General features: G+C 42.2%; 22 protein-coding genes and 4 pseudogenes. 11 read left to right on the plus strand and 15 right to left on the minus strand.

Annotated elements, in window-relative coordinates; translation table 11 throughout:
* The first annotated feature begins 139 nt into the window (after positions 1-139).
* From PYW49_RS12375 to PYW49_RS12385, 3 genes are all read left to right on the plus strand, one after another.
* Complete coding sequence (locus PYW49_RS12375) at positions 140-937, plus strand: nucleotidyltransferase domain-containing protein (protein WP_320386565.1); 798 nt, start codon at positions 140-142, stop codon at positions 935-937.
* A gap of 126 nt (positions 938-1,063) precedes the next feature.
* Positions 1,064-1,840 (plus strand): isocitrate lyase/PEP mutase family protein, encoded by a 777-nt coding sequence (locus tag PYW49_RS12380; RefSeq protein WP_320386566.1) that lies wholly within the window; start codon positions 1,064-1,066, stop codon positions 1,838-1,840.
* A complete protein-coding gene (locus tag PYW49_RS12385) occupies positions 1,824-2,873 on the plus strand; it encodes a bifunctional transcriptional activator/DNA repair enzyme AdaA (RefSeq protein WP_320386567.1) in 1,050 nt (349 codons plus the stop codon). Before PYW49_RS12380 ends, PYW49_RS12385 begins: the two co-directional genes overlap by 17 nt.
* 251 nt (positions 2,874-3,124) lie before the next feature.
* Here the strand turns inward: PYW49_RS12385 and PYW49_RS12390 are convergent, their stop codons facing one another.
* The 5 genes and pseudogenes from PYW49_RS12390 to PYW49_RS12410 all read right to left on the minus strand — a co-directional run.
* Positions 3,125-4,084 (minus strand): reverse transcriptase family protein, encoded by a 960-nt coding sequence (locus PYW49_RS12390; RefSeq protein ID WP_320386568.1) that lies wholly within the window; start codon positions 4,082-4,084, stop codon positions 3,125-3,127.
* 30 nt (positions 4,085-4,114) lie between these two features.
* On the minus strand, positions 4,115-4,342 hold the full coding sequence (locus PYW49_RS12395) for a hypothetical protein (RefSeq protein ID WP_047499518.1): 228 nt from the start codon (positions 4,340-4,342) through the stop codon (positions 4,115-4,117).
* Positions 4,343-5,033: 691 nt separating this feature from the next.
* Positions 5,034-6,272, minus strand: coding sequence for a hypothetical protein (locus PYW49_RS12400; protein ID WP_320386569.1), 1,239 nt, complete (start codon positions 6,270-6,272; stop codon positions 5,034-5,036).
* 4 nt (positions 6,273-6,276) lie between these two features.
* Positions 6,277-6,768 (minus strand): annotated as a pseudogene (locus tag PYW49_RS12405) (tyrosine-type recombinase/integrase); the annotation flags it as partial.
* Between the two features lie 509 nt (positions 6,769-7,277).
* Positions 7,278-7,471 (minus strand): annotated as a pseudogene (locus PYW49_RS12410) (LysE family translocator); the annotation flags it as partial.
* Between the two features lie 334 nt (positions 7,472-7,805).
* Here PYW49_RS12410 and PYW49_RS12415 point away from each other — a divergent pair.
* Genes PYW49_RS12415 through PYW49_RS12425 form a run of 3 tightly spaced genes read left to right on the plus strand, consistent with a single transcriptional unit; the run spans position 7,806 to position 10,222 of the window.
* Positions 7,806-8,453, plus strand: a complete 648-nt coding sequence (locus PYW49_RS12415) for a hypothetical protein (protein WP_064161440.1) — start codon at positions 7,806-7,808, stop codon at positions 8,451-8,453.
* Entirely contained in the window at positions 8,450-9,673 is a 1,224-nt protein-coding gene (locus tag PYW49_RS12420) for a helix-turn-helix domain-containing protein (RefSeq protein ID WP_064161439.1), read from the plus strand. The genes PYW49_RS12415 and PYW49_RS12420 overlap by 4 nt, the downstream gene beginning before the upstream one ends.
* 54 nt (positions 9,674-9,727) lie before the next feature.
* Positions 9,728-10,222 (plus strand): hypothetical protein, encoded by a 495-nt coding sequence (locus PYW49_RS12425; protein ID WP_142374204.1) that lies wholly within the window; start codon positions 9,728-9,730, stop codon positions 10,220-10,222.
* A 360-nt stretch (positions 10,223-10,582) separates the two neighbouring features.
* Here the strand turns inward: PYW49_RS12425 and PYW49_RS12430 are convergent, their stop codons facing one another.
* A complete protein-coding gene (locus PYW49_RS12430; protein ID WP_320386570.1) occupies positions 10,583-11,575 on the minus strand; it encodes an ankyrin repeat domain-containing protein in 993 nt (330 codons plus the stop codon).
* Between the two features lie 141 nt (positions 11,576-11,716).
* Here PYW49_RS12430 and PYW49_RS12435 point away from each other — a divergent pair.
* A pseudogene (locus PYW49_RS12435) lies at positions 11,717-11,857 on the plus strand (ATP-binding protein); the annotation flags it as partial.
* 85 nt (positions 11,858-11,942) lie between these two features.
* Here PYW49_RS12435 and PYW49_RS12440 read toward each other — a convergent pair.
* Positions 11,943-12,072: pseudogene (locus PYW49_RS12440) on the minus strand (IS3 family transposase); the annotation flags it as partial.
* Positions 12,073-12,317: 245 nt separating this feature from the next.
* On the opposite strand from PYW49_RS12440, the gene PYW49_RS12445 reads away from it, so the two are divergent.
* The 3 genes from PYW49_RS12445 (at position 12,318) to PYW49_RS12455 (ending at position 13,982) form a co-directional block, all read left to right on the plus strand.
* Positions 12,318-13,172: a DUF6387 family protein gene (locus PYW49_RS12445; protein WP_060633420.1), complete on the plus strand. Its 855-nt coding sequence runs from the start codon at positions 12,318-12,320 to the stop codon at positions 13,170-13,172.
* Positions 13,173-13,294: 122 nt separating this feature from the next.
* The gene (locus PYW49_RS12450) at positions 13,295-13,501 is read left to right on the plus strand and encodes a helix-turn-helix transcriptional regulator (protein ID WP_058648858.1); all 207 of its coding nucleotides are present in this window, start codon (positions 13,295-13,297) and stop codon (positions 13,499-13,501) included.
* Positions 13,502-13,706: 205 nt separating this feature from the next.
* Positions 13,707-13,982, plus strand: a complete 276-nt coding sequence (locus PYW49_RS12455; protein ID WP_320386571.1) for a hypothetical protein — start codon at positions 13,707-13,709, stop codon at positions 13,980-13,982.
* A gap of 219 nt (positions 13,983-14,201) precedes the next feature.
* Here the strand turns inward: PYW49_RS12455 and PYW49_RS12460 are convergent, their stop codons facing one another.
* The gene (locus PYW49_RS12460; protein WP_320386572.1) at positions 14,202-14,471 is read right to left on the minus strand and encodes a hypothetical protein; all 270 of its coding nucleotides are present in this window, start codon (positions 14,469-14,471) and stop codon (positions 14,202-14,204) included.
* Between the two features lie 70 nt (positions 14,472-14,541).
* Complete coding sequence (locus PYW49_RS12465; RefSeq protein ID WP_079777213.1) at positions 14,542-15,105, minus strand: helix-turn-helix domain-containing protein; 564 nt, start codon at positions 15,103-15,105, stop codon at positions 14,542-14,544.
* Between the two features lie 980 nt (positions 15,106-16,085).
* On the opposite strand from PYW49_RS12465, the gene PYW49_RS12470 reads away from it, so the two are divergent.
* A complete protein-coding gene (locus tag PYW49_RS12470) occupies positions 16,086-16,511 on the plus strand; it encodes a hypothetical protein (protein ID WP_320386573.1) in 426 nt (141 codons plus the stop codon).
* A gap of 140 nt (positions 16,512-16,651) precedes the next feature.
* Here PYW49_RS12470 and PYW49_RS12475 read toward each other — a convergent pair whose 3' ends face one another.
* From PYW49_RS12475 to PYW49_RS12500, 6 genes are all read right to left on the minus strand, one after another.
* The gene (locus PYW49_RS12475; RefSeq protein WP_060633416.1) at positions 16,652-16,972 is read right to left on the minus strand and encodes a hypothetical protein; all 321 of its coding nucleotides are present in this window, start codon (positions 16,970-16,972) and stop codon (positions 16,652-16,654) included.
* Positions 16,973-16,998: 26 nt separating this feature from the next.
* The gene (locus tag PYW49_RS12480) at positions 16,999-17,385 is read right to left on the minus strand and encodes a hypothetical protein (RefSeq protein WP_320386574.1); all 387 of its coding nucleotides are present in this window, start codon (positions 17,383-17,385) and stop codon (positions 16,999-17,001) included.
* Positions 17,386-17,434: 49 nt separating this feature from the next.
* A complete protein-coding gene (locus PYW49_RS12485; RefSeq protein WP_099216951.1) occupies positions 17,435-17,707 on the minus strand; it encodes a hypothetical protein in 273 nt (90 codons plus the stop codon).
* 188 nt (positions 17,708-17,895) lie between these two features.
* Positions 17,896-19,137, minus strand: a complete 1,242-nt coding sequence (locus PYW49_RS12490) for a relaxase/mobilization nuclease domain-containing protein (RefSeq protein ID WP_320386575.1) — start codon at positions 19,135-19,137, stop codon at positions 17,896-17,898.
* Positions 19,134-19,541: an ATP-binding protein gene (locus PYW49_RS12495; protein ID WP_320386576.1), complete on the minus strand. Its 408-nt coding sequence runs from the start codon at positions 19,539-19,541 to the stop codon at positions 19,134-19,136. The genes PYW49_RS12490 and PYW49_RS12495 overlap by 4 nt, the downstream gene beginning before the upstream one ends.
* 197 nt (positions 19,542-19,738) lie before the next feature.
* Positions 19,739-20,692, minus strand: coding sequence for an ankyrin repeat domain-containing protein (locus PYW49_RS12500; protein WP_320386577.1), 954 nt, complete (start codon positions 20,690-20,692; stop codon positions 19,739-19,741).
* Positions 20,693-20,701 lie beyond the last annotated feature (9 nt).

Consider the following 20,701-nt stretch of genomic DNA (forward strand, 5'->3'; position numbering starts at 1 on the left):
ATTCAGTAGGTTAAAGGGAAATTCATCGCTTCGGGAGAAACCCCCCAGGGATATTACTGCCCCATCAAAAATACCTGGCCCTAATATAAATTGCTCGATACTCTGTAATGCTTTGTCTTTTTTGTGAACAGGAAAAAGTATGCTAAGTACGTTACCCGATTTACACAGAAGTTTTGCAGAGCAATTCAAGCTTAAGTTTCAGTCTGACTCGCGGATTCACTCTCTTCTCGCTGGCGGCTCGCTTGTTCATGGCGGGTTCGATAAATACTCCGATCTCGATTTTGTCGTTGTGGTAGACCCTCACTACTATGACAACATCATGGCACAGCGTATTGTGATCGCCGGAACGCTGGGCCATCTGCTCCATGCTTTCACCGGAGAACATGTCGGAGAGCCGCGTCTGCTTATCTGCCTGTATGGCCCCGAACTCCTTCACGTCGATCTGAAATTTGTCACCCTGGACATGCTTACTCAACGCGTTGAAGAGCCAGCAGTGCTGTTTACCCGTGATAGCCTGGCTCTGGAGTGCCAACTGGCAAAATTTAAGGCTCAGTGGCCTGACATGACGCCGGAGTGGTTTGAGTCGCGAGCCTGGATTTGGCTTCATTATGCGGTGGTGAAACTGGGAAGGGGCGAACTCTTTGAAGCGATTGGCATGCTGTCGTTCTTCCGGGAGCAAGTTCTGGGACCTATGCTGTTCCGTCGTGCAAATCTTCCGCAACGTGGTGTTCGCCGCATTGAATTCCATGGCATTGATCCTGATGATCTGCTGACTTCCACGCTGGCAACGCACGATAGTGACTCCGTCAGCATGGCCATCAGAAAGGCTGTTGACGCTTATATCAATCTGCGAGCTGATGCGCTGCCGGAAAATATCGCAGACGATGCGGCACGTTGGGCGGTTCTTGCCATGCTGAAAGCTGGAACCCGAACCTGAAAGATTTCGGTCTGGTTCGTCCCCGAGTTCAGACGACATTTGCTTAAAAATGGTCGTCTGAATTTCGGTTGTGACGGTCTTACGGAATGCTTAGATTCATTTTCAATCTATCGAGAGGATATGAATATGAACTTTGCAGAACTCCACAACCAGTATGAACCTCTTCTTATCGCTAACGTCTGGGATGCCGCCAGTGCTGTCGCAGCGCAAGAAGCAGGTTATCAGGCACTGGGAACGTCCAGCGCAGCAATTGCGTCCACACTGGGATATGAAGACGGGCAGGGAATGCCGTTTGATGAGTTATTTTATATGGTCACCCGTATCCGGGCAGTCAGCAACCTGCCATTGAGCGTTGACATGGAAGCAGGGTATGGTGATTCAGCCGAAGAGATAACAGCCAATCTCAGGCGCCTTACTCATACAGGCGTAGCAGGCGTTAACATTGAAGACAGCAGAGTCATAAACGGGGTGCGTCAGCTTGACGATGCCTCTGATTTTTCCTGTACCCTGAAAACAGTATGCGATGCGTTGAAAAGCGAAAATCATTGCCTGTTTCTGAACATTCGGACTGATACTTACCTGCTCGGGCATGAAGACGCGTTGCAGGAGACGATATTACGGGGTCAGAGCTATAAAGCTGCAGGTGCTGACGGCCTTTTTGTTCCCTGCCTGACGTCAGAGAAAGACATCAGCCTCATTGCAGAGGCAACGGGCCTGCCTCTGAATGTCATGTGTATGCCCGATCTTCCGTCGTTCGACAGGCTGAAACGGGCCGGGGTAAGCCGCATTTCAATGGGCAATTTTGTTCATTCAGCCATGCAGTCAACGCTGACTGATGTCATGCATGCGATCCGATCTCGTCAGACGTTTGAAGGACTTTTTGGTGATGAAAATAACCGATAAGAATTTATGTGATATCTGGTATCAGGCATTACTGGAACGTGCTTCAGAATATACTGGCGTGTTTTTTGTTGGCGTCAAAACCACTGGCGTATTCTGTATTTCGGTATGCCGGGCACGAAAGCCTAAACGTGAAAATGTCGAATTTTATAAAGATGCCAAATCTGCCCTTGCGGCCGGCTTTCGTCCCTGTAAGGTCTGCAGGCCTGCTGAAAATGCGCATAGCGCGCCATTATTTGTTGAACAGGCGCTTGCGCTTGTCAGGCACGATATTAAATCCCGTGTAGCAGACGCGGAGCTTCGTCAGCATGGAATCAGTCCGGAGCGGGTAAGGCGCTGGTTCCTGCAACATCACGGCATTACTTTTCAGGCTTTCCAGCGAATGCAGCGGGTGAACGTTGCCCTGCAGGAGCTGAAAAGCGGACGAACTGCGACTGACGTTGCGCTGGACAATGGCTATGAATCCCTGAGCGGGTTTGGTTATACCTACAAGCGGCTTACTGGCGCAGCGCCGACTCAGACAACCCAGGTGATTGTCATTCACCGATTTACCACCACGCTTGGGCCTATGTTTGTCTGCGCAACAGAGCGGGGAGTCTGCCTGCTGGAGTTTACCGATCGCCGGATGTTAGAAACAGAATTTCGCGATATTCAGCGTTTATTTAACGCCAGAATTGTCACCGGAGAAAACAGCCATACCCGGCAGACAGTAAAAGAAATCAGCGAGTATTTTGCCGGAGCGCGCCGACAGTTTGATCTCTCTGTAGATGCCCCGGGGAGTGATTTTCAACAATCCGTCTGGCACGAGCTGCGTGCCGTTCCCTATGGACATACTTCACATTATCAGGCCATTTCGCTACGGCTTAATAAGCCAAATGCTGTGCGCGCCGTCGCTGCCGCTAATGGTGCAAACAGGATTGCGATTGTGATCCCCTGTCACAGGATAATTGGGAAAGATGGCGCGATGACAGGTTACGGAGGGGGTATTTCTCGAAAAGAATGGCTCATTGAGCATGAGAGAAATAACGTTTTATAGCGTGATGCTCCAGTATGGCTGGGAATTTTATGGGCTTCGCAGGACATGTTGAGGGTACAAAAAAGCCCGCAAGGTTTGCACCGGGTGGGCTCTTAGGACTTCATCGGATGACTCTGGTAATCACCGATGGAGAATTTTGGTGGAGCTGGCTTAAAGCGACACCAAATACTAACTGTCTGATTCTTTAAGCAATGTAGCGGGAATCAATGTCACAGCAGTATGGCACATCCAACTAGTTACGATCGATAGCCCTAACTGCCCTGAGTTGATTGCTTTTTGGCTGCTCTGAGTTGCTGAGTGAAGAAGCGAGCTCTATCTTTCTGTCTGAAGTCAACTTGACCGGCCGCATGCAGCTTACCTGCAAGCTTTTCTAGATGGATTATTTTTGCAGCGTTGTCTTTTGCATCAGCCAAAGTAGCGAATTCTTTTCCGATTGAATCATAGTGTGCCCAACGAACCTTAAGTTCCCCATCCTGAATCACTATCCCTGTAAGCAGTTTTCCCTCTGAAGACGGATAAAATCGCTCTTTCTTGTCTTTAGAGGTGAGGCCATGAGAACGAATACATTTTTTAGCTTGGGCGGCAAATCCTTTTGGGATTTTCGAACCAGAGAACGCTACATCGTCAACATATGCCGTAAATACTAGGCTGTTTGAGGCTGCAAGGTTGCTAAGTTCGTCGAACATATCTTTATTGGCCCAAAACGCCATAGCCATGCTTATCGGGCTGCCTGTGGGCACTTTTCCTGCAAAGGTTGCTAGATTGGTCATTACATAAGCCACATCAGGTGACATCTCAAATTTCTCAACAAATGCTTTATAGACCTTCGCAGCGCTAGTCGAGGGAAAAAACTTGTGAATGTCGAGCTTCAGAAGTTCAGTTGCCTGCTTATGTGATTCTGCATTAGTTAGTGTTGAATGTTTCTTCCTACCGGAGTGAAGATATAGAGGTAATTCGATTCTGCTTAATAAAACGCCGAGCCTCCTATGAATCGCTTTGAGCTGGGCAATCGGTTCCTGAATCTTCCTTCCTGCGTCGTTTTTGAATTCTTTGTACGCAGAGTCAAGCATAAGTTTATCAGCCTGCTTCTTTGATAGACCTATGATCTCGAATAACTTTTTTCTAGTTTTAAGTTTGAATAGAGGGGATTGATTCAAGGGGTAAATCTTAGGGGATCTTTGAAGACTAGGGGTACGTTTTGTGCTTTTCATCGTCGTTGCTCCAATCCATTATAGCCTCCATTACAGGAATCCCTTGATGGATGCAAAGAAGGAGGTAACAGCTTCAGAATGAAAAACCGTAGAAAACACTTCGCTGAAAACCAAGGCAAGGATGTACTTACCGGTATCTTTGGAGTATTTCTTTAGTTTCTCTTTCACACAAAACGTTTGCTGAACACTAGCCTGGTATTTCTTACGTGTCTTTCGACTTGTATGCGTCTTTCGACTTTTACGTGTCTTACGACCCATATTACATCTCCCTTTCAGTTCCCGATGACCAACATGGTCACCAGTCTCGCCTGAACTGACAGGAATAAGAGATGTTCAGCAATTAACCCCAGTTTTCGACGTCACAGAGTGACGTCCTCTCGCCACAAATCCAGCAATCCTAGCTGTCCCGGTAAGAACCAGAGCGTCGGTGATGCGTAGCATCGTAACGTTGGAACATAGAGCAAGCCTGGCATGCGTCGTGTGGGGGAGAGATTAGAGGCCGAAACCTCCACGATGGCTGACAAGCAGACCATCAAGCTTTTGCGAGAAATTCTCTCCTAGGTACTAGCAGGGACATTTTATGATCATATTCATGCAGCTAGCAATAGAGCGGTAATAGATTTGTTTCAAAATGTGAGCGATGATGAAGGGGATAATTAGGACGCGAATTCAACTCCCTAATGGGGGATGTTGTTTGATGGCATATGGTACAATCCTGAGTCACAGTTGTGCCACACGCCCAAAGAAAAACGGCCTGAAACTCTAAGAGAATCAGACCGTTATATTTGGTGGGGCTGGCGGGAGTTGAACCCGCGTTCGAAATTTCTACATACCATTTATATCATAGGTAAAACAATAATTTGCGTTGAAAAACAATGTATTAGTGTTACGTTGTGTTTATGGGTTTTATGTATTTTTAATACTCTGTCGCCAAATTGTCGCCAATCCTTTATGCGTTTATATCATCATAGACCTGAATTTCATCCATACACACTTCAAGCTTGTAAAAGTCTGATAATTTATAAATGCTCAAAATTTCGTCATCAAGATTGCCCATTACATCCCAGTCCTTTTTGCTCCTGAGGCTATCACTCAATCTCTCTCTATCAGAGAAGGATTGACGCAATGGTACATATTCAAGAGTTTTTAGAACCTGCCATGATACTGGTGGGGGACAGTGAAATAAGGCGGAGAGCTCTGGGCAGAATTCGTTAACCTTCATGTCTTCGTAACGAACTTTTGGAGGAAGAACGACATTGACCCCTCTCTCACTATCAGCATTTGCAGGGAGTTTTGTTGAACGATAAGCAATACCTACTATATTGTAATCGTTAATATCTCTGCTTATCCACTGCATAAGTAAGTTTGGTATTATATATTCCTGAATGAAAGATGCATTGCTATATTTTTTTAAATAGTTGCAAGCAATTATTAAAGGCCATAACGCTAGGTACGATAACATGGTAACAGAAGAAAACTCTTTTGCCGATGAAGAGTCCTTTTTAGTTGTAAAGAATAGCTTTGTTCTATAAAGGAAATCAGCACTGAAATCTAACAATAGCGAATCATCACTCTCTGAGCTTGTAGTAAATGATGATATGTACAACTTATCAAAATCGGGTTTGTCCATTTCGCGCCAACAGATATATAATGAGGTGCCTAAATAAAGGCACGGTAGACCTGCAACTGAGTAGCGTTGTGCATTAACCAGATGGCGTTGATTGAAAGGTATGTGAAAGATATCTTTTCTTGTTGATAAAGGACGTTCAGATTTCCTAACTCTAAATAGACGCTTTTCATTACCACATATCTCTGATAAGTGTATGCAGATATTTTTAATATGCCTTGATACAAAATCTGGTTCGAGCATTTCCTCAAAAGAATCATAGGCTGACTTGATATCTCCGGAGAGATAGCACTCTAAACAATTTATGATGCCTTCTTGCACGGAATCAATAACTTTTAATCTACTCTTAACTCTACTAGCTAAGATATCATCATTATTATTATCGATGTATTCTTTCAAGCAATCTTTAAATCTTTCACATTTTGTAGAAAAATCAGTAATGAGATCATTGTTTTTACTGACTTCTATCGGAGGACGAATTGAAGATTTTTTTAATATTGTGTTAAAAAGTTTTTTTAAGGCGATTTTTGATATTTTCTTGTTTTTAGTTTCGATAACCATTGAGTTAATACCTTAAACTAGTTAAAGGATTTTTCAGGACGGCATCTTCCAAATGGGCCGGAGAAAAATGAGCATAAATCATTGTCATCTTTATATCGGCATGCCCCAAAATTTCTTTAAGAACCAGTATGTTTCCTCCATTCATCATGAAGTGACTGGCGAATGTATGGCGCAGCACATGAGTACATTGTCCATCTGGAAGAGAGATACCAGCCCGCTTTACTGCGCGCTCAAAAGCTTTTCTGCATGGCGTGAATAGCTTCCCCCTGTTTTTGGGAAGTTCGTCATACAGCTCCTGAGATATCGGTACAGTTCGGTTTTTCTTGCCTTTGGTTTTGGTATAGGTGATCCGGTATTTTGATAACTGATGGCCTTGAAGATTGTCAGCTTCACTCCAGCGCGCGCCGGTAGCGAGGCATACTTTTGCGATCATCCACAGGCTGGGGCTTTGTAGTTTTGTCCGGACTCCTGATAGGCATTGGATTTCTTGCGAGGCTGAAAATATCTCTTCATCAGGATTAAATGCCCACGTTGACATCCCGGGCTGCGGATTTGAGGTTTTCACTGGCTGCAAACTTATCGAATACATCGCCACATTCCGCTGTATCAGGTACCTGAAAACAATAATGATTTTTAACCTGGATGACAAGAAACCAGAGTTGGTAGGGATGTGATTTTGCTGGTGATTCTTTCGGAAACTGGAGGCACAAAAAAGCCCGCAGGGCTTGCGCCGTGCGGGCTCTTAGGACTTCATCGGATGACTCTGGTAATCACCGATGGAGAATTTTGGTGGGCTGGCGTCTCTGTGCTTTGGGTTTTATCTTGTTGATATTTAATATTTAAATTTAAATTCATTTGGTAGAGGGTTCCAAAAAGGAACCTTAAAATATAACCATAGCACGTTGAATGGTTCCAGTACGCCAAGTGAAATCAAAATAACATGCCAGTGTAGTCATGTCTGCTATGAGCTAGGTGCGGACACTGGGTTTACCGTTTCGGCAAAACTTAACTGGCAGATATCGATACGACACCAGACCCGCTAAACAACATGCGGATACCGAGGCTTATCATGACAACGCCTGGGTGTTTACCTAGCCAGTTTTCAAATGTTCCTGATGCCTTCACGACTGACCTCAGGGAAACAATTCCAGCCAGACAGGATCCGGGGTGGGACCGACAAACTGAGGAAGAAAAGCAAACTCATTGCAGTTGAGCAGCAAGAGACAGAGGATAGTATTCCAACAGGTTTTCTAGAGCACTCATGCATGTTCGCCTTACACGTCACCACCTTGAGAAAATAGGTGAGGCAAGCTGCAAGGCGTGAGCACTTTTCTCCCCGTCGGGATAGACTCAATTCCCTTATTATACCGCTTTATTTCAGAGCAAAAGTACAACTTCGGTACTATCGGGTCGATAAAATAAATACCATCATCAATATCATTTTCCGCGTAAAGGAAATTTTTTGATATTTTTTTGTGGACACGCGAAAAAATATGGGTGTAAAATCACGCCTATCAGTGACAGTGATAGGAAATGGTCGTGAAAAAATCAAAAGTGGCAGATCTCATTGTTCAGCATGTTCAAAAACAACTCTTCATGGCCCTTTCTGACGCGATTTACGCGGCATCAAAGCGTTCTTACGATTATGCGCAAAAGAAGAAGCTAGACCACAGAGCGACCGCGCTTGGTTATGATCGTCATTTAAACCTGAATGAAACTATTTATGAGGTGTTTGAGGCCAACGGTTGTAATCCCGGCAAGCTGCGTGGTAACCGTATTGTAGAAGGCCATAGCGGTATTTTCACGATTGTTCGTGAAAGCTACAATGATAACCAGTGGAAGAGACTATTTCGCAGCAAACGTAAGCAAGAGCTCATTGCCGAAAACGTTTCTGTGGAAAAAGTGGTACAACCGGATTTATTCTCCGATGGTTCTGATGTACCGAAAGCTACACTGTTCGTAGTATGCCGTTTTTCCGGTTCATTGCAGAATCAACCCGAAGCCCCGATGTCTATAGAGCTTGTCGTTCCAAGTTCTGACGGGAAGAGCTGGGTTTTCCATGAGCCACTTGAACTTTTTTTAACCCGATATGATGTAGTTCCATTCCAAGAAGATAATGCATTCTCTGCACTCAAAAAGGGCATTATCAAAAAAGATGGAACCGAGGAAGATGAAGTATGAGCCGAGGCATCGCTGAATTTCAACCGGATAGGTTAGTGCAAGTACTAGCCGCCCGGCGGCTATCCCAAACTCAATTAGCTACGATGGTTGGCGTATCGCCAGCTACCATCAGTAAATGGCGTTCTGGCCAGCAGGCTCCAGAATCCGAGGCCTTAGAACGCTTGGCTACAGTCGTAAATGTTACTCCTGAATGGTTTACGCGCCCTCTGTTGCCGGGTATGTCAAAGCCCCTGTTCAGAAGTAATGCATCAGCTCATGTAGCAGCACGAGCAATGTTAGAAACTCGAATCCATTGGGCTAATGAGTTCGTTACTAAGCTGACTGAGTTTGTAGATCTGCCGGAGCTAAAATTACCGCACCGTAGTTTTACAAACATCGATGAAATTAGTGATGCAGATATCGAAGATGCCGCTAGTGAGTGCCGTGCCCTTTGGAATCTTGGTACAAAGGAAATACCAGACCTTACTTTAGCCGCAGAGAGTAACGGTATTATTGTTGTCAGAGAGGAAACAGGTGTCGCGCAGATTGAAGGGCTTTCCGCCTGGAGTGAGACTCTAAGTGTTCCTTTTGTTCTCCTATCTTCGGATAAAGGTAATGCTTTTCGCAGCAGATTTGACCTTGCTCACGAAATTGGACATCTAATCCTTCACCGCTACGTTGGCAACGAGCTCGAAGCTGAACGTTATAAGCTGAAGGAAAGCCAGGCTCATAAATTTGCGGGGGCGCTGCTGCTTCCTGCCGAGACGTTTGCCGAAGAAATTAGAACCCCGGTCACATTAGATAGCTTGCTTTTAATTAAACAACGCTACGGTATTTCTGTCGCGGCAAGCATCATGCGTTTGCATGTGCTGAATATTATTACTGAAGAAGAGAAACAAAATCTTTATAAACGCCGTTCAGCACGTTGGGGAGTGAAATCAGAGCCGGGAGATGATTATCGTGAGCCTGAAAAACCGCGTTTGTTGAAACGTACTATTGAATTGTTGGCGTCTTCTGGAATTATTTCAGTTGAACGGCTTGCTGCCTTTGCGGGATTGTCTGCTATCGATGTCGAAATGATGGTTGGTTTACCAGAGGGCTATCTGACCGGCAAGAAGGCTGCTGTTGTGCATCTGGCAAAATTAAAATCTATGCTGGCCGAGCGGCGTGAAGAGCAGGCTAACGAGCATAAAGGAGCTTTGGTACAATTTACGAGACCACCTAAGCGCTCTAATTCTTAAGGTTCACGTAGCCATGCATGTTAAATGCATGGCTTCTTTATAGTAGAAACAATCATGGACGGATTAGTTACAAAGCTTGCCAAGGACCTGCGGAGTGTCTTTGAAGAAAATTTCGATTATTTTGATGAGTCGGGTGTGCCATTCTTCGGCATGTTTCCTGAGAATTGTTGCCAAGGTGCATCTGTATTTCTTGGGATGCTTCTTAGCCACTTTTTTACCCGCGATATCATAAAAGTAGTACATGGCTCTACTCGTAATAGGCTATATCATCATTTTTGGGTAGAGGTTGATTCAAAGATCTATGATCTTACCTTGGACCAATTCTATAAAAATATGGGGGATAAGTATACTGGGATCGAATTTCCAGCATATGGCGAAGATAAACATCCACTAAGACAATACTTTTTCTTTAAAGAAAAAATGAGTGCGGTTCTGGCTTTTTCAATCTTCGTACAAAAACATGCGAATCTGGAAGAGATACTACCTGCATACCAATTCATTTGTAGAGAACTCGAAGTTATGGGATGGAAAATCCCATCCCCAGAATAAATTTAATACTTACGGCGGTATTTATCGATAAACGCTTTCAGATTGCGCCGTTCATAGCGCATCCCCTTCGCAGAAAACCGGAACGGTGCCAGCAATTGGCGTTGCCGGTGCATATTGCTCCGTTCACAAAGTGTCTTTTGGGTTATCCGTAGGAGCTCGCATACCTCGTCTGGAGTGAGTAGATCATCATCTGTTTCACCGGGTTTTGTCATGATGCCCATCCCTTTATGTTCGGAGGGTAATTGTATATTTCACCATCAATGATAAAGGTATGACCACATGTATAAAGACTTAACAACGGATCTGGATACCCTCAACGCCTTCAATTCGGTGGTTCAGACAACACTCTGCGAATAAATATCACAGCCTTCCACCGTTTTTGACTTTTGCAATTTTATTTGCAGCATGTTTTAAATTTCTGGATATTTCTTTTTGCTCGTAACTGGTTTTGTATTTTAATATATGTTCATGATTTTTATCATCAGAAATTTTTGTAAGATCAATGAGGAAATTATTTCTTATCATCCACTTTACAATTCGCTTATCTATATCTTTGTAAAGAGGAATATCGTCACAATTATAGAAATTAACATTTTGAATGTCACTGATACAATCAAGAGTGCTTAAAATATCTTTGTAATCGCTAATGTAACTGTTAATTACGAAACGGTCTTTATTGAGCTCTATTTTGAATCCAAATTCAGAGAGTTTATATAAAAATAATACTGAGTTGGTATTGCAAAAATCGACATGCAACGTTCTTCTTTCAAATTTATTAATATGGCAGAGGATAATATTATGCAACTCATCGTCATATTCCTCTTCAATAAAACCTTTTCCTGCATGATTAATATGATTGACATTGCATCCGGAATCTATTGCTATGGATAAAACTTCCGGGGAGAGGGGCAGGAAGAGAATATTTCTTTCTTTGTTATCGACGTGATTTATATCACAACCTGCATTAAGTAATACTTGTAGTCCTTCAGGGTCCCTGTAATGTGCAAAAATGCAGGTACAGCCCTTAGTATCTGTATGCGAGGTGTCTAAACCCAGTTCAATCAGTTTCTTCAGAATTTCTGGATTTTTTTGATGAAAGAGCGCATTTTGTCCCTCCTTGTTGATATGGTGTATATTGACTTCATTGTTAAGTAGAAAATCAAGTGCTTCCAGTGTCCTGCAGCCAAAAATAGCATTGTTGCCGCTACTATCAACAGTATTAATATCATAACCCGCTTTTAAAGCGTACTTTAGGTTATCAGGCGACTCTGCATTGAAGAATAATTGTGATGTGACAAAGTCGAGAGCCCTTTCGGTTAATCCCTTTTCTGATAAGTACTTTAATAAGTCCATAAACACCCCCATGAAAAAATGTTTTAAGTTATTAGATATCAGAAATTCTGTGAAATGCAACAGCGGGGACAGGCGTTTCTGATTTAAGGGAGTAAAATTTTAACAAACCACTCTTGGATACATCAGAAACACCTGCAGTAAATTTACGCCTGCAACCTGCCATTCGGACAATGGGACCAAACCTTCACAGGAAATGCTGTTCTTACATCAGCAATGTTGGACCGGACCTTACATCACTGACACGTCGTACAAATAAAAGGAGAAAGCTATCGACTGAAGTAAAAACGGAAATCCGGTGTTATTGCTGAGTTAACAAGCAGGATCGATATTAGGTCGTTGGTGGAAGCAGTAAGTTTCCTGTTGTTGATCCCCGGCGCTTTCTGGCCATTTCCAGTGCTTTGATGGTGAGTTTGCTATCAGGTGAGAATGACATTGCTCCCCCACCGGTTTTCTGACGAACAGGTCGAGAACAACGGCAGATACGCCCAGTGTTTTCGCGCCCAGAGCAGAGTAAGAGGCAGAGTGTAGTCGGACTATTTCCCGGCCTCTTCTCTCAGAACCGGGCGTGCACTCAGGCGAGGTGCATTAAACGATAACAAATTTTTCCGTTCAACTTCCTTCTGACAGGTGAACTTGCAGGCAGGAACTGCTTTTCATCGATAAGTGAATACGGTAGTTTTTTCAAACTAACTGAACTCTATTCGTATGACTTAAATCTTTAAGAAGGCAGGAGATTTGAATTTTGAAAAACTGGTCACCAGAGCATACTAAAGAAATCAAAGCTTGGCTTGACATAGATAACTATCGCAAGCTCGAATACATCAGTTTAAATGCCTTGTATCACGAACTTTGGGCAAGAGCACTTCTGTTCAAGCCAGGGCCTACAGACGAAGAAAAGAAAGGGCTATGGGTGTACATGACTGAAATTTTCAGTGGGAACCCCCATCTTTTCAAAGGGAAGCAACTCGATTATCCAACAGTTAACGATACTCTCTACAGTCCTCCACACATTTTTATCACGGATATCACCAGGCTTGCTGAACTTAGTGTGATGGCCCTTAGTGTGAATCTTTTCACTTGGGAGGAAGGAAACGATGAATATTGTGTTAATGCGCCTCATCACGAAGCTTATGTGTCCCAACTCTTGTCCCCCTTATGTGAGAAAACGGTGTTGCTTGAAATCGATCTTAGTAGTGGTACTGACGATGAAATAGCTGAATCGATAAAAGCGGCCCTGCCACAATGGAGATCGGTAAAAGGAGTGGAAGTTAATGAAACCGGTATCGTTCGTTTCGGCTATGGAACCATTAAAAAAATCATAAATTACAGGTTGGTTGCGATGCTGGACATTTTACTTTGGGCAAAAAGGAAAGAACTAAGAATCTCAGATGATCGCCTCTCCCGGCTTCTTTATACTGATGAAGATGAAGAAACAACTACCCGTTTAGGATATCACATTAAAGACTCGGATCGACCGCTTGCGATGAAAGCTGCAACGATAGACTTCATTAGGCAGTTCAATTTTTTCATGAACCGAAATCCCCACCTGAAAAATATGAGAGTTTCAGATGTGATGAAACTCTCTGATTCTAACTGATCCCGAATTCCCGAAGTCTACTACTGCAGGGCAGATCGTAACCCTGCAGTTAGGAAGCTCGCTCCTTTCTTTTCCCCACTGTTCGTATAGTGATCCCATCACAACGACAAAGGGAAAATAAAATGAACAATCAAAATACCCGCCTAATTCGCTTGCCAGAAGTTATGAACAGAACCGGCTATGGCAAAGCATGGATTTATCGCTTGATTAGTGAAGGCTTATTTCCAAAACCGATAAAAATTGGCACGCGTGCAATTGCATTTGTCGAAAGCGAAGTTGATGAATGGATCGCTTCTGCAATTGAACGTTCACGTAAAAATGCAGCCTGATTACGGAGTTAATAATGAAAATGTTAAATTCAGGGTTTAAAAATAAATGGTACTATTCAGCAATGGGCAGAGGCCCCCCCTGATACTTAATAAGTATTAGCAGGTCAAATTTTAGTATTAGACAGTATTAGCAATAGTTAGTAGTAAGAATCATGGTGACTTTTTTACCATGACATCCAAGATTAATAAGTACAGGAGAGTTAAAATGAATAATTCAATCAGAGTGCCGGAAGATAAAGATTTTGTATGTGCGTTTGTAACCTCACCGGATAGTTTTTATGAGGCTATTGAAAGTTATCGTAATTATGTGGATCCAATCGGAGAGATAGAGTTTCATCGTGTCCTTATCTTTATGCTGTATGCTATACTTGAAGTAGGTGGTGCTGAGGTTTCCATTAATGACGAAGTGCAGAAATGTATTGAGCACATTATTAATGAAAAAAATATTATCAGAAAAAATAATGGATGTAATAATTCGTGAAATTTGCAACGAATTATCATGGGTACAGACAGTATAAGTCTGTACCTTTTTATTTTAACTCTACTGGTAATGGGATGTAAAAATGAATGGATATACTTTTGATAGTAATTTATAGTGGATATGCGGATTTTGCTATGGAAAGTGTTTTTGGGAAAGATAGTTTTAATGTTTTCCAAATTGTTTTATTTAGGAAAACTGAAAAAATTCAGGGTTTAAACGCTACTGGTATTTAAAATCAGTACACATAATAATATTTGTATTAATCAGTTTATCGATAGCCTGATAAAATCGGGCTGGTGTGATATGTATCTCTTCCTGTTGTGCGATGGATGTTGCACGGTGAAAACTCAGGTAAACAGTGCTTTTATCTGGTGTGTATGAAGAGATTAAAGTGAGAAGCCAAAATGCATTGTGAGCAGTATTGTTCAGATTGCGTTGTTCATCTGATAATTTATACTGGTAAAGGTAAGCAGGGAGTCTTTTCTTCATAAAGATATCCTTTATTTTGTTAAATTTTTCGCTGGCGTGGGGCATAAAATCACAAGCGCTGTTATGTCTTTTAAAAGGGAATGCCGTCAGTTGGATATCTGTTTCTGGATTTTTTTACAGGCTTTGTTTTGCGCCCTGCGCGATAAAAGTTGAATGAAGTGGCAAAATCTTCAGTCTCAAGTCTGGATTTACTGAATTTATCCATCAGATCTTCATTGAAACGATGAGGGATGCCTTTTACACATAAATTAGAATTCAGGTAAACCTGACCGTCTTCAGCGTTACGGATCAGTATTTTCCTCTCAAATAATTCTCTGAATGCACGTGAAACATTAGATTTATTCAGTCCTAACTCTCTGGCAGTACGTGACTGTGAAAAGTCAGGGATAATATTTCCATAATCAATGACTGAGAAGAGATAAATAACAATTCTGAATGCCGTCGGTGTCAGAACCATTCTGGCGAGTGTGGCTGTATTATCTTTAAAGACCATCGAAAAATCGTCACGAAAGGATGTCTTTTTACAGGCACTTGCTTTAACTTTTATTTCTTCCAGATCTTCTGGCATAACATTTAATGCTTCTGCAATAATTGCTTTTTGTTCTTTAGTTAACATAACACTTGTGTTTGACATAATGGCTCCTTTTTTATTATTGTGATAACAGATATGGCATATTAAATTTGTTTGTCAATATTATTAGTAATAAAAATTCAAAAAATATTATATATTACTCTGTGTTTTTTTTGGGGTGGAATATTGATGGTTGTCAGAGTTATTACGAAGGGTGCTAAATTTCACCATCACCTGTTATGTTATTAATAATTTTTGGTTCTGAAAGATATAACCAGATGTCATCTTAACTTGTTGATATAATTTATTAATTTTCGTTGTGGATTTGCAAGATAAAAGAGTGATAAAGAAACAAGAAACCGAAATTTTGCTTTAGACTGACACAAAATTACTTTGTACACAGTTTGATAAACACTGCCATTGCTGATTTTTCTTCGTAATATTATTCCTGAAGTTAAGCCTGCGCACCTGTGTGTTGCGCCACTGGGCTTCAGAACATTCTATAGTGTTTAACTGTCAGTAGAAATACGCTTCGCGTAGCATGGCAGATAGCCGTCAGTATGAATAAGCTTCGCGCAAAATGTCAGAAAGCTGAGTTTAGCGGAAGAGCGGACCCGACTACATGATTTACCCGTTTACTTAATACGGCTCACGCCGGGACCCTTTCGGAAAAATCATTTCTGCTTCAGCGAGTGAGTGCTGTGGGCACTCAGCGGCGCTGCAAGAGGGATTAAACGTTGGGTTTTCATCTGACGGGTAAAAATAATCAACATATATCTGTCGTCGGGGGCGTGAGCCAGTGCGTAGCACTCTCTCAAAAAAATTCCTGAGGGGGTTTTATCTGAAATCTGGAAACAACCCGGTTTTTGAAAAAAGAAAGCGGTAATGCAATCGATCGGACTCAACATTGCAGCAGCGAAAGCTGTTTCCAGTATTAACAAAATAAATAGTTGTCATTTTAAAATAAATAATTTTCAATTTTTCATTGATTTAAATTTTAAAGCTGATAGTACTTAATTATAAAAACAAAAAAGGAGAGGGTTATGAGTAATATTTGTGTTTTATCACAAGAAGAAAAGTTTATATTTGTTGTTGATAAATATATAACACACTATCGCGACAGTGTTAATAACAATAATTTTTACAGAAAGCTTTATGTGCTTTTCGCTGGATACCATCTGAAGTATTTTTATTCACGGGCGCAATATCGCAATTCGTGTTATCACGTTGATAATATCATGCAGATGTTTATGGGTGTCGTTTCTACCCTGAAGACCCCTCTGCTCAGGCAACTCGCAAACAGTGACACATTGCTGCTTTGCCTGAATTCGCTCGTGAATTATATTTCAGGCAATCTGGATGAAGCAGAGCACATTTATGCTGATTTACTGGCACAGTATGAAAAGAAACGCATTGCACGTTCTCTGGCTTATACACCACCAGGAACCGTGATCAGGAAAAGGCTGTGAGGCAGAGGAAATGCGCCGGACAAGGTAGAGTAGGCAGAGTGACATAAAAGCAGTCGTTTCCCGCAAGACATTACCGGGCATTAAAAAGGCAGGAGCCACCGACTTGGTGTCCTGCCTAGCGGGATTGTTTTACTGTGGTCTTACTTATCAACGACCTGCCAGCCATCATCCGTTTTGACCAGCGTGACAGCCGCTGTGCGTTTTTCGTTATCGACAACAGCTGTTACATTGCATTTATAGCTTTTATCCGATAGTTTTTCGCAGTCGTGTTTTTTGACTGATTTTAACGTCCGCAGCATGTCAGGCGTGATATCGTTTCTCGCTATGGATTTAACGATGGCATTCGTCTGCTCCACGACCTTATTCATCGCAGTGTAAATATCCTGCTCAGACGGTTCACCGGTACAGCCGCTCAGCAAAAAAATGGAAGCGATGAGTGTGGTAAATGCATATGTTTTCATAAAATAATCCCAGACTGTAGAGTACGTTATTGAATAAGACCGGTTTTCATCTTGCTGCTGTTTTCAGAGAACGTCCACTTGCTGACCGTTTCGCCTTTAAATTCGATTTCCAGCGTTTTGACCTGCGTCTGTGAACCCCCTGTCAGCAGTCCAATCACGGGAATGAATGTGGTGGCATCAAACTGATTGTTGTCCATCGAGTAAGTCCATTCTTCATTGCCACTATCAAGTGTAGTTTTGGTTTCGGGCTGACCGAATGCGGTAATGATTTCTGATTTCGTTGTTTTATTTTTGATGATTTTCGACTGCAGACTTTGTGATGTTTCTTTTTTTAGATGCTGGTTGCCTGATGTTGAACAGCCAGAAATAAGTAAAGAAGAAATAAAAAACACAGAAATCATGAATCTGTTCATAAGTTCTCTCATATTAATTTTTTATGTTTGCGGTGGTATGAAATTAATATCACCGTATAAAAACAACTCTGTCTGCATATTTCTTTTTAATAATGCAGATAAGAATAATGGCGCTGGCAAAAAACGTAATGACTGAGACAGGAGTGCTGCCAGTCAATGAAAATACTAACCAGGCGAGAGCTAATGCCACGAATTGAAACAGGAATGCCACACTAACCGGACTCTCACCGTAGGCGACTTTTGCATGGCAGCCTTTGCAAATCCGCACGCCGTGCGGGCTTTGTGTAAAGCAGAAGGGGCAGCTAATCGTTTTATTTTCCATCATGACTCCGTGGCCTGATTTAAGGTGATGTATTTTTGAACATTTTCGATGAATGCTCCGCTTTAGTAAAATTGCTTGTACCGATCGATGGATCTCTGTTGATAGGTTATAGCTATTATAACCAGATTATCGATCTATATAAACGATCAATATTTTATTGACTATGACTAAAGTATGGACTAGGTAACTTATAGTGCAGGATGGGAGTTATTTTTAACTAATTGTTCTTTAATGGGATTTGTTGTCATGGAATGACAGGGTTTAAGAAGATGCAGGTGCAGGATTTGGTGGAAAGGATGTGCAGTGGCATGTAACAGTGACATACCCCTGCGCCTGAGAAGTGCCACAATATGGCCAAGCAATGCAAGCCACGAATACAGCCGACGCTGGCGGGGTATCTGACGAGCTGTATTGTGCAGTTTGCTCCTGAGTTGAATGACTCTCACTGTTTCCTGTTGTCTTTCCAGGCGAATTTTTTCTTCAAGCTGAAGGATTTTCTCCAGAATCGTTTCCCGGTTTGCAACCTGTTCTTCAGGCTCGCATGATGGCACTGGCACTGGCACTGGCACTGGCACTGGCACTGGCACTGGCACTGGCACTGGCACTGGCACAGTCTGCTGTTGCTCTTTTTTCAGTAACGCCAGTCGCTCTGGTGTAAAATCAATCTGCGTTTGCAGAGAAGACCAGCCATACTTTTTTCCAAGCTGAGATGCTTTAAAGGCAATGCCCTGGTACTGAAATGAAAATCCATTCATTTTTCCGGTCGACGCGATATTGGGTTTACAGGTCACACCTTTCTGTTCCAGCATGTCGATAAAAGTCAGTAAATCGGGACGATGCGTTAAGACATTATCAATCAGGGTCTGCAACTGAGACTTAGGGCAGGGAGCTGCTGTTCGTTCTGCCATCATCAGCTCATTGCGTGAGGGTTTTCTTTTAGCCTGAGGGCGACCACTGGTTGCAGGTGTTGTTTCAGTGAGTCCGTGTATTCGCTCCAGTTCGCTGATAATGCGGGTGCTGATGAGATTTTCATTTTTCCCCAGGTACAGCTTTCCACCGACCATGTTAATGCGACTTGCAATGATATGGATATGCTGCCCGTCGGCATCGTCGTGAAGGATATAACAGCGAAGGTGCGTTTCAGTGAACCCCATCCGGGTCATATAATCGTCAGCGAATGCTGCCCACTGTCTGGCTGACAGTGTTTCTCCATTTGGCAGGCGAAGTGAATTATGCCAGACGGGCTTGGTGACATCGTGACGCAATTGTTTAGAACTTTCAAACCCACTGATAAGCTCAGCCACCGAACTTCCGGTCATATTACCACCGATGACATAAGGCATAACGTTGTGGTGTGGGCCGGATTTGAGGCTGTAAAGCACCACGCCTGCAAACTGTTTACCCCTCTTTATTTTCTGCATGCCTTTCATCGGTCTGGCTCCAGAAATGTTGAGGGAATAAGGTGATCCCGAAGAGTTTTGATTTGTCTGCGCAGGGCAAAGAGCTCTGTACGGGTTAGTTCGCTGTCAGGACTTTTCTTGTCAAGATGATTCAGCAGGTAATTTAAATCTTGGGAAAGGATGCCGAGTTTAATCCATGCTTCGCGATTTATTTCGGGCAGAATCGATGGGAGTTTATCCAGGGAAGACATTCTTAGCCATTCCCCTTTTTTATACTGGCCTCTTTTACTGTCGAGAATAGTTAATTCTTCTTCATTTAATCTGACACTGACACAGTGGCTTCGTATTTCATCAGGTGGAAGTTTGTCAGTATGGAATTTTCCACGCCTTGATAACCTTGTTATGTCATTATGATTATTTATTTCATTATTCATAGTCATCCTTGTATTGTGTATTTATTACTACAGATAACGGATGATATAAATAAGTCAATGCGTCATGTGAAATATAATGCATTTGATGAGAGAAAATAAAATGAGTAAGTCATTTGCTGAATGGCTTACTTATCAGGATTTATCAGGTTAGTTATCATGAAATGAAATTTGCTCAGGTTGAATAAATGGCTAAATTATCACATTCTTTTTCTCTTCGGTGCATGGATGATTTCTGGTTTCATGATTTTGAGAAAATTTTTTTTCTCTCTTCCGGTTATATAGTCAAAAACTTTATCAGAGTCAGCACGCTGTCTCAGTATATCGTCGTCCACTCGGATACCATTTCGAATAAGCCATTTTACTGTCTCAATACCAGTATACGCACCAACATGTCTGTCATGATAACAATTATAAAACTGAACATGACTGATATCGGTATGTTTTTTCAGTGAGGTAAAGAAGGACTTCATGTTTTTGACATATAATGCGAAGGTACAGTGTTCAGCGATAAGGATATTACGCCCTTTTTCATGAAGCAAAGCAATCAGAGGCAACGCCGCAGATGAAATATGTTTAAATAAAACTGGCGTGCTGTCTATTCTATCAACATGGCGTTTGAGGGCATTAATACTGAAATCATATATCCACCACTCGTCGTCAGTCGGAAGCTCCAGCACCGCTTTGCTATTATAATCTCTGTGGTTTATGTCACACCCTTTATTTACCCAGTAATCAAAAATGTTATGATCGTGGAGGTTGTAAAGAAGCGTTTGTCCTTCGTTATCAGTACTGTGGATATCAACGCCCGCGTTAATGAGGAGTTCCGCACAATCTATGTCGTAGCGCTGCCAGTGAAGACAGGACTGGCCTTTATTATTTTTATGCTGAATATTAACGCCTGAATGGATCAGTAATTCAAGCACTTGTGGATTGTGATTGCTAAACAATGCATTATTACCATCATAGTCTGTATGATTTACCTCTATGCCTGCTTCAATCATTGCTTTTACAGCATTCATATGGCGGCAAAAGAAAAGAGCATTCATACCGTATTCATTTATTTCATTAATATCTATTCCTGCTTTAATACATTTCAGCACGTCCTCTCTGGATTGACTGTTAAATAATATGTCTGTTGTGTATTTTTTCATGGTTATTCT

The sequence above is a fragment of the Enterobacter chinensis genome, from assembly GCF_034008295.1.
Lineage (GTDB): Bacteria > Pseudomonadota > Gammaproteobacteria > Enterobacterales > Enterobacteriaceae > Enterobacter > Enterobacter chinensis.

Coding starts and splice junctions, on each gene's coding strand:
- PYW49_RS12375 (WP_320386565.1), top strand. CDS start 140: ATGCTAAGTACGTTACCCGATTTACACAGAAGTTTTGCAGAGCAATTC.
- PYW49_RS12380 (WP_320386566.1), top strand. CDS start 1,064: ATGAACTTTGCAGAACTCCACAACCAGTATGAACCTCTTCTTATCGCT.
- PYW49_RS12385 (WP_320386567.1), top strand. CDS start 1,824: ATGAAAATAACCGATAAGAATTTATGTGATATCTGGTATCAGGCATTA.
- PYW49_RS12390 (WP_320386568.1), bottom strand. CDS start 4,084: ATGAAAAGCACAAAACGTACCCCTAGTCTTCAAAGATCCCCTAAGATT.
- PYW49_RS12395 (WP_047499518.1), bottom strand. CDS start 4,342: ATGGGTCGTAAGACACGTAAAAGTCGAAAGACGCATACAAGTCGAAAG.
- PYW49_RS12400 (WP_320386569.1), bottom strand. CDS start 6,272: ATGGTTATCGAAACTAAAAACAAGAAAATATCAAAAATCGCCTTAAAA.
- PYW49_RS12415 (WP_064161440.1), top strand. CDS start 7,806: ATGGTCGTGAAAAAATCAAAAGTGGCAGATCTCATTGTTCAGCATGTT.
- PYW49_RS12420 (WP_064161439.1), top strand. CDS start 8,450: ATGAGCCGAGGCATCGCTGAATTTCAACCGGATAGGTTAGTGCAAGTA.
- PYW49_RS12425 (WP_142374204.1), top strand. CDS start 9,728: ATGGACGGATTAGTTACAAAGCTTGCCAAGGACCTGCGGAGTGTCTTT.
- PYW49_RS12430 (WP_320386570.1), bottom strand. CDS start 11,575: ATGGACTTATTAAAGTACTTATCAGAAAAGGGATTAACCGAAAGGGCT.
- PYW49_RS12450 (WP_058648858.1), top strand. CDS start 13,295: ATGAACAATCAAAATACCCGCCTAATTCGCTTGCCAGAAGTTATGAAC.
- PYW49_RS12455 (WP_320386571.1), top strand. CDS start 13,707: ATGAATAATTCAATCAGAGTGCCGGAAGATAAAGATTTTGTATGTGCG.
- PYW49_RS12460 (WP_320386572.1), bottom strand. CDS start 14,471: ATGAAGAAAAGACTCCCTGCTTACCTTTACCAGTATAAATTATCAGAT.
- PYW49_RS12465 (WP_079777213.1), bottom strand. CDS start 15,105: ATGTCAAACACAAGTGTTATGTTAACTAAAGAACAAAAAGCAATTATT.
- PYW49_RS12470 (WP_320386573.1), top strand. CDS start 16,086: ATGAGTAATATTTGTGTTTTATCACAAGAAGAAAAGTTTATATTTGTT.
- PYW49_RS12475 (WP_060633416.1), bottom strand. CDS start 16,972: ATGAAAACATATGCATTTACCACACTCATCGCTTCCATTTTTTTGCTG.
- PYW49_RS12480 (WP_320386574.1), bottom strand. CDS start 17,385: ATGAACAGATTCATGATTTCTGTGTTTTTTATTTCTTCTTTACTTATT.
- PYW49_RS12485 (WP_099216951.1), bottom strand. CDS start 17,707: ATGGAAAATAAAACGATTAGCTGCCCCTTCTGCTTTACACAAAGCCCG.
- PYW49_RS12490 (WP_320386575.1), bottom strand. CDS start 19,137: ATGAAAGGCATGCAGAAAATAAAGAGGGGTAAACAGTTTGCAGGCGTG.
- PYW49_RS12495 (WP_320386576.1), bottom strand. CDS start 19,541: ATGAATAATGAAATAAATAATCATAATGACATAACAAGGTTATCAAGG.
- PYW49_RS12500 (WP_320386577.1), bottom strand. CDS start 20,692: ATGAAAAAATACACAACAGACATATTATTTAACAGTCAATCCAGAGAG.